The organism is Viridibacillus arenosi (assembly GCF_001955655.1).
Classification (GTDB): domain Bacteria; phylum Bacillota; class Bacilli; order Bacillales_A; family Planococcaceae; genus Viridibacillus; species Viridibacillus arenosi.
This window is the reverse complement of record NZ_MSPW01000011.1, coordinates 40,527-58,709: the sequence shown is the minus strand read 5'-3', so window position 1 is coordinate 58,709 and position 18,183 is coordinate 40,527. Positions and strand designations below refer to the sequence as shown.

The 18,183-nt window shown below is 32.4% G+C and carries 16 protein-coding genes and 1 other annotated feature; of the genes, 2 read left to right on the top strand and 14 right to left on the bottom strand.

Going from position 1 to position 18,183, the window contains the following annotated elements:
* The first annotated feature begins 264 nt into the window (after positions 1 to 264).
* Positions 265 to 1,179 carry an EamA family transporter gene (locus BK137_RS17245; RefSeq protein WP_038182639.1) on the top strand — a complete coding sequence of 305 codons (915 nt, stop codon included), beginning with the start codon at positions 265 to 267 and terminating at the stop codon, positions 1,177 to 1,179.
* A gap of 349 nt (positions 1,180 to 1,528) precedes the next feature.
* Here BK137_RS17245 and BK137_RS17240 read toward each other — a convergent pair whose 3' ends face one another.
* Together BK137_RS17240 and BK137_RS17235 are read right to left on the bottom strand one after the other, a co-directional pair.
* Positions 1,529 to 2,023: a hypothetical protein gene (locus tag BK137_RS17240; protein WP_038182642.1), complete on the bottom strand. Its 495-nt coding sequence runs from the start codon at positions 2,021 to 2,023 to the stop codon at positions 1,529 to 1,531.
* A gap of 625 nt (positions 2,024 to 2,648) precedes the next feature.
* Complete coding sequence (locus tag BK137_RS17235; RefSeq protein WP_038182645.1) at positions 2,649 to 2,894, bottom strand: hypothetical protein; 246 nt, start codon at positions 2,892 to 2,894, stop codon at positions 2,649 to 2,651.
* A 339-nt stretch (positions 2,895 to 3,233) separates the two neighbouring features.
* Between BK137_RS17235 and BK137_RS17230 the strand changes: the two genes are divergently transcribed.
* Positions 3,234 to 3,644, top strand: coding sequence for a YuzC family spore coat inner layer protein (locus BK137_RS17230; protein ID WP_038182647.1), 411 nt, complete (start codon positions 3,234 to 3,236; stop codon positions 3,642 to 3,644).
* A 383-nt stretch (positions 3,645 to 4,027) separates the two neighbouring features.
* Here BK137_RS17230 and BK137_RS17225 read toward each other — a convergent pair whose 3' ends face one another.
* From BK137_RS17225 to BK137_RS17170, 12 genes are all read right to left on the bottom strand, one after another.
* On the bottom strand, positions 4,028 to 5,173 hold the full coding sequence (locus tag BK137_RS17225; protein WP_038182648.1) for a Ger(x)C family spore germination protein: 1,146 nt from the start codon (positions 5,171 to 5,173) through the stop codon (positions 4,028 to 4,030).
* A complete protein-coding gene (locus BK137_RS17220; protein ID WP_038182651.1) occupies positions 5,166 to 5,402 on the bottom strand; it encodes a hypothetical protein in 237 nt (78 codons plus the stop codon). Before BK137_RS17220 ends, BK137_RS17225 begins: the two co-directional genes overlap by 8 nt.
* A 301-nt stretch (positions 5,403 to 5,703) precedes the next feature.
* Positions 5,704 to 7,056 (bottom strand): PepSY-associated TM helix domain-containing protein, encoded by a 1,353-nt coding sequence (locus BK137_RS17215; RefSeq protein ID WP_038182654.1) that lies wholly within the window; start codon positions 7,054 to 7,056, stop codon positions 5,704 to 5,706.
* Between the two features lie 657 nt (positions 7,057 to 7,713).
* The gene (locus tag BK137_RS17210) at positions 7,714 to 8,241 is read right to left on the bottom strand and encodes a hypothetical protein (RefSeq protein WP_038182656.1); all 528 of its coding nucleotides are present in this window, start codon (positions 8,239 to 8,241) and stop codon (positions 7,714 to 7,716) included.
* Positions 8,242 to 8,293: 52 nt separating this feature from the next.
* Complete coding sequence (locus BK137_RS17205) at positions 8,294 to 9,007, bottom strand: hypothetical protein (RefSeq protein WP_038182658.1); 714 nt, start codon at positions 9,005 to 9,007, stop codon at positions 8,294 to 8,296.
* A 498-nt stretch (positions 9,008 to 9,505) separates the two neighbouring features.
* On the bottom strand, positions 9,506 to 11,074 hold the full coding sequence (locus tag BK137_RS17200) for an ROK family protein (protein WP_200866434.1): 1,569 nt from the start codon (positions 11,072 to 11,074) through the stop codon (positions 9,506 to 9,508).
* Positions 11,074 to 12,162 (bottom strand): S-methyl thiohydantoin desulfurase family protein, encoded by a 1,089-nt coding sequence (locus BK137_RS17195; RefSeq protein WP_038182665.1) that lies wholly within the window; start codon positions 12,160 to 12,162, stop codon positions 11,074 to 11,076. Before BK137_RS17195 ends, BK137_RS17200 begins: the two co-directional genes overlap by 1 nt.
* A gap of 3 nt (positions 12,163 to 12,165) precedes the next feature.
* A complete protein-coding gene (locus tag BK137_RS17190; protein ID WP_038182668.1) occupies positions 12,166 to 13,497 on the bottom strand; it encodes a cytosine permease in 1,332 nt (443 codons plus the stop codon).
* 28 nt (positions 13,498 to 13,525) lie between these two features.
* Positions 13,526 to 14,107, bottom strand: a complete 582-nt coding sequence (locus BK137_RS17185; protein WP_038182670.1) for a TetR/AcrR family transcriptional regulator — start codon at positions 14,105 to 14,107, stop codon at positions 13,526 to 13,528.
* Between the two features lie 293 nt (positions 14,108 to 14,400).
* The gene (locus BK137_RS17180) at positions 14,401 to 15,762 is read right to left on the bottom strand and encodes a sodium-dependent transporter (protein WP_038183198.1); all 1,362 of its coding nucleotides are present in this window, start codon (positions 15,760 to 15,762) and stop codon (positions 14,401 to 14,403) included.
* 86 nt (positions 15,763 to 15,848) lie between these two features.
* Positions 15,849 to 16,080: a binding site (T-box leader), on the bottom strand.
* Between the two features lie 297 nt (positions 16,081 to 16,377).
* Positions 16,378 to 17,064 (bottom strand): MBL fold metallo-hydrolase, encoded by a 687-nt coding sequence (locus BK137_RS17175; RefSeq protein WP_038182673.1) that lies wholly within the window; start codon positions 17,062 to 17,064, stop codon positions 16,378 to 16,380.
* Between the two features lie 239 nt (positions 17,065 to 17,303).
* Positions 17,304 to 18,173: a YitT family protein gene (locus tag BK137_RS17170; protein ID WP_038183201.1), complete on the bottom strand. Its 870-nt coding sequence runs from the start codon at positions 18,171 to 18,173 to the stop codon at positions 17,304 to 17,306.
* Between the last annotated feature and the right edge of the window lie 10 nt (positions 18,174 to 18,183).

Genomic DNA, 18,183 nt, shown 5'->3' with positions numbered 1-18,183 from the left:
TATCAAATCGGATAAAATTAAAAAAATTCAACTCTTATTATCTAGGAAAATGTAACATAAACTAGTGCCAAATAACTTCACCCTATTTTATCATGCCAAAATAGTTGTTGACACCTAGCAAACTTTTATATACAATTTTCATAATTTGATACGCAAACTCACACGAATTCGTGAGTGGCGGAATTTTGTAGAGTTTTAACTCTGTTTCATTCGCCCGTCGTCTATAAATAGACGACGGGATTTTTTATTTTTTGGAGGGATTTTTTGAATAAATTGAAGTTTTCTTTAGTGGTTTTATTAGGTGCCTGTAGCTATGGAGTCCTATCTTCCATTCTTAAAATTGGATTTTTAAATGGATTTTCTTTTCCTGAACTTTTAGGTGGACAATATGTATTTGGCTGGTTTGGACTATTATTACTTGTTATTACCTTTTCTCGTTACAAAGTATCCTCAAAAAATATATTATCGTTGTTAGCAGTTGGGACAACAATGAGTTTAACAAGTATTTTTTACGGGCTTTCTGTAAAAGAACTACCTGCATCCATTGCTATTGTGTTGTTATTTCAATTCACATGGATGGGCGTTCTAATTGAAGCAATTGCTAATAAAACTTTTCCAAGTCGTGAAAAGGTATTGTCCATTCTCATCTTATTTGTAGGAACGGTGTTTGCTGGGGGGGTATTTGATGGTTTAGGACAACAATTATCTATAAAAGGAATCATCTTTGGTTTACTAGCAGCTATAACTTTTTCCTTATATATATTTGCAAGTGGACGTGTTTCTACAGAAGTTCCAATCTATTCAAAAAGCTTTCTTATGACAACGAGTGCAACACTCTTTGTGTGCTTAGTATTTCCTCCGACATACTTGATTGATGGTACACTGCAGGCTGGATTATGGAAATATGCATTAATCCTTGGTTTCTTTGGTGTTGTTATACCAGTCATTTGTTTTTCCATTGGTGTACCAAAAGTAGGGACAGGCCTTGGAACAATTTTAGGAGCTGTCGAACTACCAACAGCAGTTATTGCTTCTATTACACTTGTTCATGAAGTCGTATCGCCTTTACAATGGATTGGAATCATTTGTATTTTATCCGGAATTTTCATACCTCAAATGTTACAAGTACAAAAAGAGAAGAAACAAATCCGTTTTCGTGAAGAAACTACAGAACTTTAGGTAGGTATCTATAAAGTTATACAAACTAAAATCAACTTTTGATTTTTTCAAAAAAGAATCCATTTTGATCAAACCTTTTCAAAATGGATTCTTTTTATTTGATGTAAAATATATTAAACAATAGTTATCATGATTTCAGTTTCTCTACAGAAACAATCAAACATAAAGCCTCATATGTATTCCCCGAAAATTCTCTGGGCACTGTACCAGTTCAATCAAATCATCCGTATTGTTGGTAAGACCAACCATTTTCAGATAGCCCTTCTAATCCATTAACGAACTAATTCAAAATAATAAACTCAAAGAATAGATTATAGGACAAATGCATTTTATGTATTTTACTCTTCCTTTATAAAACTTCAAATTCCATTTTCCTCATACGTTCTTTTCTAAATATCGCTTTGGCATCTTTATAATTAACAGGTACAATAGGACGCATTATCGCACTTAACTTAATATTCGATTCTATAACATCAACACCCGTATATTCTAACAATCTATAAAAGTATCTATTTTGGTTTATAGTTACAGGTAATATATTCCCTAACTTAAAATCGTATATACGCGGATCATTAAACTCACACTGAATACTTACTTCTATTTCATCTCTAGCCCTAGTTTTTTTAAACTCTGTATCGTGTGGTATAAATTGATTTTTACTTAGATCTTGAACTATATAAACTATCTCTATCATTTTTTCTTGCGTAATCTCAAAACACTCAATACCTATAATCAAATAGTATTTCTCGTCGATTTCACTTACTTCACCAATTTTCTTTGTACTCTCAAAAGGATAAAAACTAACTTTCATTTTTCTGATTACACCTAAATCTATATCAAGCAATATTCCCACCTCACTAATGATTATTTATTTATTTATTTATTTATGATAAGCTTGTTTTTTTATTTTAATAACATATGTAAATATTATTTAGTCATCAGATTTTGTATTATAAAGAAATGTTTCGCAATCAAATTTATCACCCTCTCTTCAATTACCTATACCCGTTATCTTCTTTCTCGAATCATCTGAGAGCGTTTTAAATTTATAAAATTACTCGGACTTAATTTTAAAACGTATTTTAATTATCAATATACACTCGAAAAAAGTATCTATTCTGATAATTTTATCTAATAAAAGTAAATTAGTATATACAAATATTGTAAAGACATAAAAAATCTTTAACAACTCCAATATAAAGAGAGGAATTGATCTTCTTTCAACAATTCTTCATTTGGGTAAAGTACTTATTCGTATTTATTCCCTTTTAACAGATCTTCGTAGAATCCAACCTTACAAATCAAAACGTCCATGTTTTTTTCAAAGCTTTCATCTCCAATTCCACTAGACATCTATGACTTTCATGGAAATCCATCCTTTCAAATATAATTATTCCAACAATATTAGTAAAGGAAAAGCTGAGATAAATGTATATAAAATACTAGTATCTCAACCTCCATTCTCTTATTTAAAATTCATTTTTTCTACCCTCTGCTTCTGCTTCAGCTTTGTCTTGCATTTCCTTTTTCTTGACATATAGTTCTTGTTTACGACGTTGGTTTTTTTCTTGTAGATTTACTAATTCTTCTTCACCAGCAAATTCCATACTGATTTCAGCTTCACGAATATTTTTTTCCGTATTTTCAATCATGCTCTGTACTCTTGCCGCACTGTTTGATTTGTCATTAGACTTTGGGACATTTTGATCTGCCATTAATTGACCTCCTCATTCATTTAATTATTACTGTATTAGTTTGTTTTTCTTTGTACACTTTATACTGTAATAAAAAAAGAAAGCCCGCCTTTGATAGACCTATAAAAACTCCAGACGTGCAAAATTCTATATTAATGGAAAAAAGCCGCTATCGAAACTTCCATAGATAGCGGTTTTTTCATACCATTTCTTTTTACGAAACTGTTCCCAGCAGGCCTTCTTCTCTTTAATTTCATTGGAATATTTTACATTTTGAATCCGATGAAATTTTACAACTTACACCTAACATCGTTCTAATTCATAAGATAAGATACACACTTTTAGTTAGGAGGAATCCAATTGTATTACAGTCCTTACCCATATGTTCTCTATGCAAATCAGTATCCACAGTGGGTCATGGCAAATCATTCTTCATCTACTCAAATCCCTAGACAATTAGCAATGCCAACGAACCCAACAAACACCAGCCCATTTCCCCCTGTAAATACACATAAGTTTAAGACTTCAGCAAAAGAGATACAAAACATTATGCAACAAGCTCATCTGCTTGTAGATAAGATATCAGTTTCAGAGAAATTTGCACATGATCTAATAAACGCTGCACAACTTTCAAATAAAACTGAAGTCGACAGATTAATCTCTTCAACAGGAATTACCATTACATTCGATACTAAATATACACCAGACAGTATTCGAATTAATTTGACTGAGAATGGTTGTTGCGGGCTAACGGTCATTTTAAATTGGTGATTTAAGAATTTACAAACCTAAGACCTCTTTTATTATTGTCTTAGAATATCAGCATTTCGTATATTCACTACTTGAAAGAACGCATGAAATTGAATCTGTATACGGTCATAAAGCAGGAATAGCAAACATATTTAGATAGACTGTATCGTTTGTTTCAGTCCTTGCAACTGTTGCAATTCGTTCACTTTCAACCTCTAGCTGAAGTAGTCCCCTAAATAACATGTTTCCTTCAATTTGCTGAACATAATCAAGATAAAATCGGTTATTCTTGATTCATTCTATGAACAACCAATGTGGCTCTTGCCACATTAAAAGTTATGGACAAACCCATTTTAAGTATACGAGCTTAATTACAAAGATGACATCAAATTTCAATTTTTCTGTTATTTATCGATTGTTTCTTTAAATGATTTTCTCTGTGCTTTTATTTTATTAATTTCAACTTTGATATTGATCGAATCTTCATTTAACTCAACTTTCCCGTTCTTCTGTAACTTTTTCCATTCCTTTATATTTTTACGATATAAGTACTCTGATAAACGATAGATGTCTACATCATTTTCTAATCCCTCTTCATAAGTATCTTTAACTTCTTTTTTAACTCCCTTTATTACCGCCTTTTTAATTTCATCGATTGATACTTTGTCCTTAAACTCACTAATATTAAAATTCAATTTTATACGAACATTAAACTTCACTTTATCTTTAATAATTGGTTTCACTGTTACTTTTACTTTGTCTACTACAACTGTGAAGTGTAGTTCTTCGTTTGAACCTACGTTGGCCGTAACTTCTCCCCTCTTAGTATCATTTGTCATCCATTGTAATCCTCGTGACTTTTCAGCTGGTATAAAACCTTTAAACTCTTTAGGAGAGAGTATTCCAACTCCCAATAAATCAGCTTCGTTTTTGGTTTCTTTTTCTGTTTCCCAGTCTTTGATAGTAACGAAGGGTATACCTATTTCATGATTTGGTTCATTTAGTCCGATTATCAATGTTCGAAAATTAATAGGTTTAATAAAGGATTCTTGTTCATATGAGTTTTCAGGATTTCCTAATTTTGATAAAATTATCGATTTGTTAATATTTGGAGTAGTTAAAAGTATATCGTTTACTGGATCCTTAGTACCGTAAACCCATATTTGATATCTCGTTTCTCTATATCGAATAAAAGCGTCAATAATTTGATTAGATCTTCCGTTTTTTAATACTTCTTCAGATAATATAACATATGAAAAAAAACCCCAAAAAACCTGTTCATCCATTGAATGATATAAATTAAAAACCGCTTCATTAATGGTTTTACCTGAAGCATGCCCTACTTCAGCCTGTGGAACATTAGTGACTGGTTGTTCATTTTTCGCAGTATTAGTGAAATCAACTATTTGGGCATATACCTCATACTTCCCGTCCTTATAATCCAAGCCCATACCATGAATATATAACATTCTCTCTGGTGCGTTTACATCCCAACAACCTGTGAGGAGAGTCGTAAGCATAATAACTAATATTAATATTCCTTTATTCATTTGCGGCTTCTTTTGGACGTAATTTTTCTTGAGGGACTAACATAGCTGAACGTCTATAATAGAATTTTACTCTACTCGATATATCATCAATGAAGCTATTCATTGGTCTTTTTAAATTGAGTGTAAACCAAAGAAAATAAGCATCTTCAGACTTCGAAAATGACTGTCTCAAGTCATTAAAATCTATTGAATCTTTGGCATGCTCCATCCCACTCACTACTTTCTGCATTATTATTTTCCTGCAATAAAGAATTGTTCATTATTTGTTAGTTATCACCAACAACAAGGAATATTATAAGTAGGAAATTATAATGTTTCATTTGCTGATTTTTTTTACTACTAATTGTATCCTGGTAGATCAATTAAAAATCTTCGTAAAATAGAAAAAACCTTCAAGTTATTAACTTTGAAGGTTTTCTATATCTATATTAATAATTCTTTCGGTTACTATGTTATCCATAAATCGAAAATAGTTAGTAAATGTACATCAATTTTTTTCACTTCAATGTTCAGGAATTGATATTCGTATTTTATATCTTCTGTTTTACTAACATGAACGTTTCTACTAGTAATACTAGAAGTAGTGAGATACCGAATAGTGGCATAGCAATACCCAGCAAAATCATGATGATTATAAATCCAATAGAAGTACCTTTTGATGTACTAGGTGGTGCAGAAAATTCACCTTTCTTTTTACGAGAAAGCCAAGTTTTAATACCCCAAAAAATAACGAAAACAAAGGCAAGACATACAATCAAATTGATAATCTTATTTGGCCATCCAAATAAATGTCCTTCATGTAAAGGAATTCCCCAAGTAAACCACTTAGCTAAGATACCATAGTCTTCATAGCCCGCTTTAGAAATTAACTTCCCGCTATATTGATCAAAATATGATGTCATTTCATCGTATGGACTAACATCTAATCCAGTTACACCAGTGTTACTACTTTTAGCAACAGTATATACCCCCTCTTCATCAGAAGGGTAAATAATAGAATATGGCTTAGAAATATTGGCATCTTCTACTTTTAGCATCAGTTGATGGACATTTAGCATATTTTCATTATCAGACATATCCATACCAGACATATTCATACCTTTGTGAAGTGCATGTGGATCATCATTAGAAGAAGCCGGTGCTGCATTTTTTCGAGTAGCCCAAGGTATTTCACTCATATCAGAAGTAGGTGGGTTTACTTGTTTTTCTGGATTACCAATAGATGGGTGCTCTTGTGAGGCTATATAAATGAAATTCCCCATAAAAGCCGACCAAGGTAATCCAGTAAGGATGATAACAAGCATCGGAATAGTAATAATTGTTCCTACAAGTGCATGCCATTTCTTATTTTTTTGACGAGTGGAAGCATTTTGTTTTTTCTTCAATACCTTCCCTTTAAAAGTCATGTATACACCTGTAATTAGTAGGAATATAGCCCAACAAGCAGCTAATTCAACAAGATAATTGACAACTGTTCCTCCAACAAATAATGAACTATGAACATTTCGCATGATATTTGCAAATGTATATTTCGCATTTTGGGTTCCTACGATTTGATTGTGTTCATCTAAGAAAACATATTTTTCATCGCCTTCTTTATTTCCCATCGTTAAACGTGTATTATATGGGTCGTCAAGAACTATGATTTTAGATACTGAATATCCTTCATTTTGTTCTTTAGCTTTAGCTATTCCCTCATCAATCGTTAACTGTTCAGAATATGTACTATCACCAAAGAAGTAATCATCATATACATTATTTTCAACATTCGTATAGAACAAAAAGCCAATTCCACTAAGTGTTAAAGTAAGTAGTAGTGGTGTAATAAATAACGCAGCATAAAAATGCCATCGCCAAAAGCGATTATATAAACCCTTATTCATTTCTTTCCTCCTAGAAATAATCCCTTTTTATAGAACAATACTATTCTATAAAAAAAAAGTGAAATTTGAATGAAGTTATTCAACTTTTTTTATTTATTGTCTCTAGTAATTTATGGATAATATTTCAATAGTCTTGACAAAAATAGTTTGTGAATCAAGGCTAGAAAAATTACTAACTACTCTCTAATCATCTTTCAGGTTATTTTTCATATACTTGGCTGCTTTTAGTACGTAACTTTAAGTCTGATCGATTTTAAGCGTAAAAAATATTATACTAATTATAAGTATGTCCATTTTTGGACGATCGCTCATCTTCATAAACTTATCATCTTAGAGGAGAAAAGTTGGACCGGCCCTTTTAAATCGACCAATTAGCAAACATATTTCAACTCAAAAAATAAAATAATGAATACCTAGCTGTCTAAATGTCACTGATAGAAAGGAAAATAAACGAATAATACAGTAACAGGCAGTGACACACAAATAGCAATACCCTGATAATATTACGGAACTCATGATGGTTCTACAAGTATCATTGGATAAAAACAAAAAAAGCGATCCACTCTCAAATTGAGTAGAATGCCTTTTTTTTCTTATTTTCTCTGAAATCGTATTTTTAATATTACTAACAAATTTGATAAAACAATAAGAATTAGCCTATAGAAAAAACAAAACTAACTTCTCTTTGATAAGTTCTATTTGTTTAAGTTCATAAACGTATTTTTTTAGACCTAATTCATTAACTAGTATTTTAAAAAATGACTCTGAATTAGATAAAATCATGTTTAATAATAAATCTGTACTTACGAGTAATTCCTGATTATCAATTGAAATTTTCGTTTTACCATTTGTATTTTTTTCTAAACGAACCTCTATTGGCTGACTTGGATAATAAAAATTAGCTACTTCTTCATCCAAGAATTCTTCTATTGCATTCACATAATAAGCATATAGAGTAGCTAAATCATCAAAAATTGGGATTCCCCCAATTTCTTTATATCCTACTTTAAAAATTATCCCCCCCTCTAGATTTAACATGCCAGCTTCTACATATTTCTTTTTATTTTTTTTAACAACTTCCACCATAAATTCATTGTTAACTCCGCCTATGTAAGATAATGGACTATTTGTTAAATCACCTAAATCAAAAACTTCTTTTTTTAAGAAAAAATTTCTAATCTCCATTTTTCTACCTACCTAACTCCATTATTTTGGATAAAGTTGTTTAACATGTCCTTTAGGTAATTCCAAGAACATATTTAACTCCTCCTACACTTCCTTCAACTTGGAATGTAGAATTTGTTCCTTTTTTCGCTAAAGTTTTCGAGTTATCTTTAGCAATCGTCATAGCAATATTTTTAACTTCGGTTACTGATAGATTGGGATTATAAAATGTTTGTGATTTCTTAACAGTCCCATTCCAATACTTTGGATGATGTCTTTCCAACATATGTTTCATATCAGTTTTTGTTAATTTAAATGAGTGACTTCCTGTTTTATACGTTGCAGTTTTAAAAGATGATAAAGCATTAGTCACTTTAGATTTAGGTGCTATTTTAAATACTTTAGAACCCCATTTAATTACATACTTACCGCCACTAATAACAAGTCTTGCAACAGTTCCCCAAATAAAGGGTTGAACTGTATTATGCTCTGCCAATTCGATAGGAATCGAATCCCAATCAATATCATGAATACCATCAGCGTTTTCTATAAATGTAATATTTTCCTGATTAATCTCTTCAAGAGTTGAAAACAATTCAGGATTTTCATCATAAGAAACAGCATTATTTTCTTCTTCAATATCTACCCAAAGAACTTCTTCTTTATTCGCTCCATTTACTACTGGTTTCTCTATTGTTTTTGCTTCCATACCAAATGTTATTGATGGTACAAAAAGCGAAAATAATAAAGAGAATGAAGTAACAATACTAATTAATTTAAGCTTCATTTTATTCACTCCAACTATTATTTATATTAATATAATAATATTTATAATAAAAAATGAAAATTAAACCATTAATGTATATGATGTTTTAGACGCTATTAATATAATTTCTGATATTAAAGAGTTAGAATTCCATTCATATATTATGCCTCGTCTTGACCATTCCTGGTATTAATTTAATCGACAGTGTTATACGTAAAAGTATCAGCTATTACATGTGAATACGATTCAATTGGAGTAAAAACCATTTTTTTAGTACGAAAAAAGCCATTCATCTAAGTTAAGGCTTGATAAATGGCAGTTAATTTTTAAATGCGATTCAATATATCTTATTTCCTAATAAATATTGTTTTTTTGGGATGTCTCTTAATTAAGTGAAGCTCAACTAAATCACTTGATATCTTTTAACTCTCAAAGTTTTCTAGAACCACCTTACACTTTTAATTCATTAAATAGAAAAACTAGACCTTATTTAGATATATATTTTAATGTCCTTATATACTAAATAATCACCGATTCACTAGAATATTGTAAGTCTCCTACAGCCTTCACACGTATTAACAATGCATTGCCTGGTAAGTATGCGAGAGGGATATCTTCAATCGAAATGATTGATATTGTTTTTTCATCTGCACCTGCTTTTATTGCTTCATGAGTCGCTAGTTTCTTTGCATCTGTTAATGCTTCTTCACGATTCATTTTGTCTAAACTATATATTCTTTCAACATCACCGCTCACTTGACCAAGGGCAGCTCCTATAGCATTTGCCGCACCATAGTGCTCTGGCATAATGACTTCTGAAACCCCTTTTAATGATTTAGAAACGATGATACTTCCTCCACCTGATAAAATAAGTGGTACTTCTTTTGAACTTGTCTTCATTTGATCAATAGCATCTTCTAACATCTCCGTCATTTGATCATTTACTTTTTCACAGAATTCAAAGGAGAGATGTTCTACTTCTTTTGCTCTATCTTCAAAGGCATAGCCTAAGCGCGTCACTATATCCGAAGTGGTTAGTACATCTCCACCAAAAAGTAGTGCCTTTTTCGTAATTTCGTAACCTACGCTCTCTGGTCCAACAATGATTTTTTCGTTATTTTCAAGAATTCGAGTGCCCCCACCTAACCCAATAGATAAAATATCTGGCATTCTGAAATTCGTATTTACTCCACCAATGATAACTGCCAATGAAGATTCTCTAGGAAACCCTTTTGATAGTACACCAATGTCACTCGTTGTTCCTCCAACATCCAGTACAATCGCATTATCTAGCCCTGTTAAGTGAGCTGAACCTCGAATGGAGTTTGTAGGCCCACATCCCATCGTAAGAATTGGATAGCGTTCTGCATATGCTGCGTTCATTAAAGTCCCATCGTTTTGACTGAAGAACATTTCAGCTTCGATATTTAGGCTACTTAAAGCTTTAGAGAAGCCATTAATAACGGTTTGACCTGTAGTCATCAATGCTGCATTTAATATCGTCGCATTTTCACGTTCAAGTAAGCCAATACTGCCAATCGCATGTGATAGAGAAATAGGAATATCTCCAAGCTCTTCTCTTACCCAGGTTGCTACGATTTCTTCTTGTTCTTTATTTACTGGAGCATATACACCTGAGATAGCGATACTTTCTGCTTTGCCTCTGATTTCTCTACAAAACTTAGACACTTCTTCTTTGTCCAACTCAGCTATTAAACGTCCATCAAATTCATATCCACCAGAAACAATAATGGATGCTACTTCAATTTTTGCTCTTATGTCTTTTGGCCAATTAGTAAACGGCGGAATGGCTGTTGTAGCTGGCCTGCCAATTCTTATAACACCAACTTTATCTAAACGTTTACGCTCTACGATGGCATTCGTACAATGGGTAGTGCCAAGCATGGCATATTTAATATCGCTACTATCCACCTTACTCTCTTTCACCACTTTTGCGATTGCTTCGATTATTCCACTTTCCACCTCTTTAGTAGTTGGTACTTTTACCGTATGAAAAACCTTTAAATCTCCATCTATTAATGCAGCATCCGTATTAGTTCCACCAACATCCAATCCTAAGCGATACATTATACTCTCTCCTTTTGTAACTCTTCAACTGGCTGATACTCAAAATCATATCCAAAATAATAAGGTCCTACTGTTTCAATACCCTTTTTTGTTCTCCATTTACTATGACATGGAAAGGCTACAACCACTACACGGGCTCCGTATTTCATCCTCTCTGTTGTAATAGGAAAACCAGTCTCTGCATCTAATACTGCAATTAAATCTGGTGTTGAACATAATAAATGCTCGGCTTCTTTGGCCACTAGATGCTCATTTTGAAAATCGATGCTAAACGATCTTCCTTGTTCATTACGTATGCCTTCAAATATTGCCTTTCCTCTTGTAAAGCCTCCAATCAATCTACGTTCTATGTCTGTAATTTTTGCTTCAAACAATTGATATCCATTTAATTCCTCTAACATTTTATTAATACCTTGGCGTTCCTTACCTTTGTTATCAAGTAGATACCCACCAATTGTTTCAGCTAATGTAAGGGTGCCAGGAATAGCACTGCTCTTTACCTCTTTTCCTAATAAACCATAATCACAGACAGAAGCACTTCCTCCCATTTCTATCGTAATGACACGTGCTAGTCTTTCGTGCCAAACTCCATCTCGGGGATATAATACGACTACATTTCCTTTTTCATCAGACATTGTAACAGGTGAAGATTCTAAACCATCTAGATGAAAAGTAACCATTTGCGCTTCAGGGAAGGCACGTCCCATAGCATCTGCATCTAATAATGGTAAACCCTTTTTGGCAGCAGCAATAATAGGGAACAAGGAGTTAATACCCCCTATCTCAATAGGCATCACTACGTCAACCTTTTTTCCTATTACCTCTTCAAACTTATCAAGTGGTGCAGTGAATTCAATTTCTGACGGTATTTTCTCAATCGTTACAGAGGGTGCCCCCATCCCAGATATAGGAACCACTATCTGATTATCTCTTAACTCTTCTAATGAGATTAGTGCAACTGGTCCGTATTTGCGTATCGCTTCTTTTGCGATCAATTTCCCAATATAAGGATCCCCGCCTCCACCAGTACCTAATACAGCAGCTCCTAACGCTATCTTTTCAATAGCTTCTTCATCAATGTATCTCATTTTCTAAAGTTCCCCTCTTTCTATATGCTTATTGACGTTCATTTGATGTATAGATGCCTTTTGACTTGATAACTTCCCTATTACAGTTTGTACAACAAACCCTGTTATAAAGCCATCTAAAGAAGGAATCGTTGTAAGAGAAAATAATTCTAAACCCGAGGGCTGTGCTGTTGTCATAAAAGTAACCACCATTCCTATAATCCAGGCAATGTTGGAACGAACAACAATTGTCTGCTCTTCTAATTGATTCTTGTAGCGGTTAAATTCAGTTTTTACGATAAAGAATTCAGAAATATAGATTCCACCTATAGGAGCAATAACAACGGCTAAAATATTTAGGAAAGAGATAAATTGTTCAAAAATACCGAGAACTGCCAGGCTCGTTGCTATTAATCCTAAAATAATGGTTAACAACTTTTTTGATATCTTCGGAAATACTATTGAAAATCCAAGAGACGAGGAATATAGATTACTAGTATTTGTTGTCCATTGTGCCAGTGTTAATACTAAAATTCCTGGTATGGCCATTCCCAATATTATAAAAATTCGCATCATATCATCTGTTCCGATATATCTTGTCAACAGAATGGCTATGATGATCATAAAACTATTACCTATGAAAATCCCGAAAAACGTGGAGATAATAGCATCCTTTTTACTTTTAGCCCATCTAGAAATATCAGGTGAAATAGTTGCACCTACAATAAAAATACTGATAACAAGGGAAACTGCGCTACCAAATGTAAAAGCCCCAGTATTTTGAATTTCAACAGGTAATGAGTAATCTTTTAGAGTTAAAAATAAAGTTAGTAACATGATGCCCAATAAAAGCGGTACTGACCACATACTTAATTTTTCAATAGCACGGAATCCGTAAATGGCAGTTGTCATCATCAAAATACCACCTATAAAAGATAGCACTTTCACATTTATTGATACGTCAAACGAATCTAATAAAATAATGTGGGCATTTTCAGCAAAAAAACCTACTTGGACACCAAACCAACCTAATAAAGAGATACCAATAACAAGGGAAAATGCCAGCGCTCCATACTTTCCAAATACATACTTTGTAATCATAGAAGTGGACAAATTGGTTGAAGCACCTACGATTGCACAAATAGAACATAAAATAGCTAGAAGAAATGATCCTACACATACCGAAATAATCGCTTGATTCATTGCCATTCCGTTTGCTAATTCAGCGCCTAATAAAACAGAAGCTAAATCGACTCCTATGGCAACTAATACAGAGAACATGGAAAACCACGATCTACGCAAATGTTCCGGTACAGCTTCTCGTTCGTAATCTAATACCTTTTTACCTTCGTCCATTCATGTACCCCCTTGTTTTTTCACTCTGTTATTCTTTACAAATACCATTCCAATAAATGTTCCACGTCTGCTCAAAACGCCTTTTGAATTTATCTTCTTCGTAATAGTACAATTCCAAAAAGATACCATCCATTAAACAAAGAAACGAGGCAATTAAGTCTTCTATAGGTTGTCTTTTGATTTCACCTTGCTCTATTCCTCTAGTGAAAATTCCCAATAGAATTTCATAATAGAATTCCTCCTTTTCGTTAAAGGTTTTTTTTATGTCATCGTTTAATTCATGAGGTAGGAAAAAAGCAAGCCTCATATATGCCGCTGTTTTTTCAGGTTTACTCAAATGATAATCACTAACATCCTTTACCATTTGATAAAGCATTTGCTTTACAGTCGCATTCTTCAAATTTGCCATCGACAGTTTAATATATTGGAATTGATCATCCAACAAATCATTATATACAGCCATAAACAAATCTTCTTTCCCCTTATAAAACGCATAAATGGATGGTGTTTTTATACCTACTTCTGTAGCAATACTTGCAAGTGTGGCTCGTTCATACCCTTTTTCAGCTAATTGTTTACAAGCAACTTCTTTAATTTTGTTTTTCGTCATGTTTTCATCACCTAACTAATTTAGTTAGGTAAATTATAATTAAAGTTTTCTAAATATTCAATATTTTTTTGAAATAGAATTATCTATAATATTATTTAAAAAGTGTTTTAATTAATATATCTCTTTAATCTGCTTTTTAAGGCAAATTAAAAGAATCCATTTTGATAATATTAATCAATAATGGATTCCTTAATTGTAACTAGATATTAAGCTCTACTAAAAAAGTGCTGAAGTTAAGCAAAATTACTGCTAACTTCAACACTTTCTGTTGCTTTCTTTAATAATGTTTCTTATTAAAAGATAGCAATAATTTTATCGAGTATTCCAGTAATATCAAGGAATACGATGATAATTACTAATGGAATAATATATCTCATGATAAAGAACCATATGTTAAATGCAGTAGCACCTAAACTAGAATGCTGTAATACTTCTTCTCGCAATTTACTTTTCTTAATCTTAAGTGGAACGAAAATAGAGATTAAAAATACACCAAGTGGCATTAAAATATTACTAACTAAATAATCTGCGGAATCAAATATATTCTTAGAGAAGATTAAAATATTATCAAAAACACTATATGATAATGCAGATGGAACTCCTACAGCGAATATTAAAACTCCAATAATATATGCATATTTTGTTCTCTTCTCTTCTTTTCCTTTAACTATAGAAGCTACAATAATTTCTAACATAGAAAATGCCGATGTTAATGTGGCAAATAAAAATAAGGCTAAAAACCCTAATAAGAAAGCTTCTCCAAAAATGATTTGATCAAACACAGCAGGTAATACAACAAACAACAAACCAGGTCCTTCAGCAGGTTCTAAACCGAGTGAAAATACAGCTGGGAAGATTGCTAAACCTGCTAATAAAGCGATGAATAAATTCATTGTAACGATTGAAATAGCGGGTTGAATTAAGCTTTCTTTCTTTGAAAGATATGAACTATAAGTAACCATTACTGATACACCGACACTTAGGGAGAAGAAAGCTTGACCCATTGCATATAGAATACTTTGAGATGTGATACTTGCGAAATCCGGTGCTAAGAAGAATTTTACACCTTCCATAGCGTTATCAAGTGTAAGTGAACGAATGATTAGAACAAAAAATAGGATAAATAAAGCGGGCATTAAAATTTTGCTTACTTTTTCAATTCCATTTTGAATGCCTTTTGCTACAACTAAAACTGTGAAAGCTAAAAATGCAAATTGAGCTCCGATAACTAACATTGGATTTCCAATCGTGTCGTTAAAGACAGATCCATAATCTGCGCCTTCACTAATAATTCCACCAAATAAACCTTTTGTAAAATATATAACAATCCAGCCACCAATTACGCTATAAAAAGACAATAGGAGGAAACATGTGAATACTCCTAACTTGCCGATCCAATGCCAATTAGTATTTGGAGCTAAAGTACGATATGCACTAACTGCTTCTTTTTGCGTGCTTCTACCAATGACAAACTCTGCTAATAACAGCGGAAAACCTATGAATAATGAAAATAGGATAAACAGTAGAAAGAATGCTCCCCCTCCACTGATACCAGTCACATAAGGCAGCTTCCATATTGCGCCTACTCCTATAGCTGATCCTGCTGCAGATAAAATAAAACCAATCTTAGATGACCATTGCTCTGATGTTTTAATACATACCAATCCAATCTATATTTATTACGTCCTATCCTCATTAAAAACTAAGGAAAAGACAAAAAAGCCACGTCTCTATCTTTAACGATAGGGACGTGGCTGTTCACGCGGTACCACCCTAATTGGAAACAAATCTAGTTTCCCACTTACTTGGTAAAATAACGGTTTAATCCGTTTTTATACTACTATCACTAAGATGTAATATAAAAAAAGCTCTAAGAATGAAATTCACCAAAGTCTATGTATCAGTTTCCACCAACCACTGATTCTCTGTCAACAGGGAGACCCGGCTTAATATGTTCTTGTCATCGCTCATTTGCTATTTAGAATATTAAACGAAATTATAGTATGAGAAAACATTAAGGTCAAGACTTTTTTTCAGACTTTTAATATTATTCAACTTAATTAGTTCGCTATGCCTCTTTTATATACTCCCGCTCACAGGTATTTTCTAAGTTCAAAATCTGTGATTTAATCGCATTAATAAAAGGAAGTTTTATATGTATAGAGATAATAAATCCGTTTAATTTTTAAATAATAAATCCAATATCCTTACAACGATGAAATGACTTATAAGGGTATTGAAGTTATGTAATTCCATTTTTCAATGTATTCTTATACAGTAAATTTCCCACCATGATAACAATAGTAAGTTTCAGCCTTAAGATTTTTAATCTTTCTTAAAGACTGCTGCGCATTATCGACATCTAGACAAAAGTTAGGATTAGCAATGACGAATTCCTGTTTTTCATTAACAGCTGCATCACCTGTAATTACGCTATTCAAACAGGGGAAATACAATGAAATATGCCCTGAAGTATGCCCCGGTGTTGCTATTACCCTACATTTGTTATCTAAAATCATATCACCATCATGTACTTTTTCATCAATTGAAATATGCTTCAAATTCTTTAATTGCTGTATAAACCATTTACCAAAATCGACTTCGTTATTCGACATAGTCTTTAGCATCTCTTCAGCTTGAATCAATCTCTCTGACTTCATTTCACCACTAATGTATTTTGATTCAGTTTCACTAGCTATTATGTTAATCCAAGGATACTTTTCTTTGAAATCATAAAGGGAACCTATATGGTCATCATCATAGTGAGTAATAATTATATTCTTTAAATTCTTCACTTCATATCCATTTTTTAAAATTTCATTTTCAATTAAAGGTAAGAAATTCGTATACCCTGTATCGACCAAAGTTAGTTCATCATTTAATATAATTAAGCTAGGATAAATGTAATTTTTTTGTCCATTAAATTCAAATTCAATTGGTAGCTCTATTATCTTCATTTTCTTTCCCCCATTACTGCATGTTTGTTAAATTCGCTAACCGAATATGCTATACATTTATTATATTAGATATAGAAAAAAGAGGATATAAAACCTTTCATATCAACTAATTTTAAACAAACATTTTATTTTAGCTGTTTATGTGAGTTTCATTAAGATGAAAAAAACCACCCCTTTTGACGTAAAAAGCAACGACAGTAAGAGGTGGAAATTTAATCTATTTTAAAATATGTTTTAATTTATTTTACATCATCTTCATCAAATCTTGCTTTTGAAAATCCTCTTCCAAGTATTTCAGATGCATTTAAGAAAATGACAAATGAATTGGGTTCTCTATCTAATAAAAGCTTCTTAAAATAAACAGCTTCTGATTGTTCCACTACACATAAAATCATTGTTTTTTCTTGGTTAGAATAACCACCGAGCGTCTTAATTTTCGTTAAGCCTCTATTAATTTCATTCTTGATAATGGTTTGGATTTCTTCTTCTTTATCGGTAATAATCAGTACTAATTTGGTTGGTGATGTTTGTAGTTGCACAAAATCGATTACTTTACTTGTTACATAGATGGCAATCATGGCGTAAAGTGCTAACTCAAAGTCAAATACTAGTGCTGAAGTAATAACCACTAATCCGTCAACAAGTAGCTGTGCAAAGCCACTTGAAATTCCCGTGAATTTCTTCAATATTTGAGCTATTAGAGCTGTACCACCCGTTGATCCATTTCCTCTATAAACAATTCCAAGACCAACACCTAACATAATTCCTCCATAAATAGCACTTAACAACGGATTATCGATAGGCAAATGGATATCAGATGTTAACCATATTACAAGTGGAACAAACGTAGTGCCGACAAGCGTTTTCCAGCTAAAATCTTTCCCCACTACTAAAATCCCTAAAATAAACAAAGGAATATTAATCATCCATTGTACATAAGCGGGATTAAATTGAAACAGTTCGTATAGAATAGTACTTATTCCTGAAACTCCTCCAGCTGCAAGCCTAGCTGGCAACAGAAACATATTGAATGCAAGACCAACAAGCGCTGCTCCCAACATGATTTGAATATATTCAATGATAACTATCTTCTTCTGATTTTTTTTCATCATATAGCCT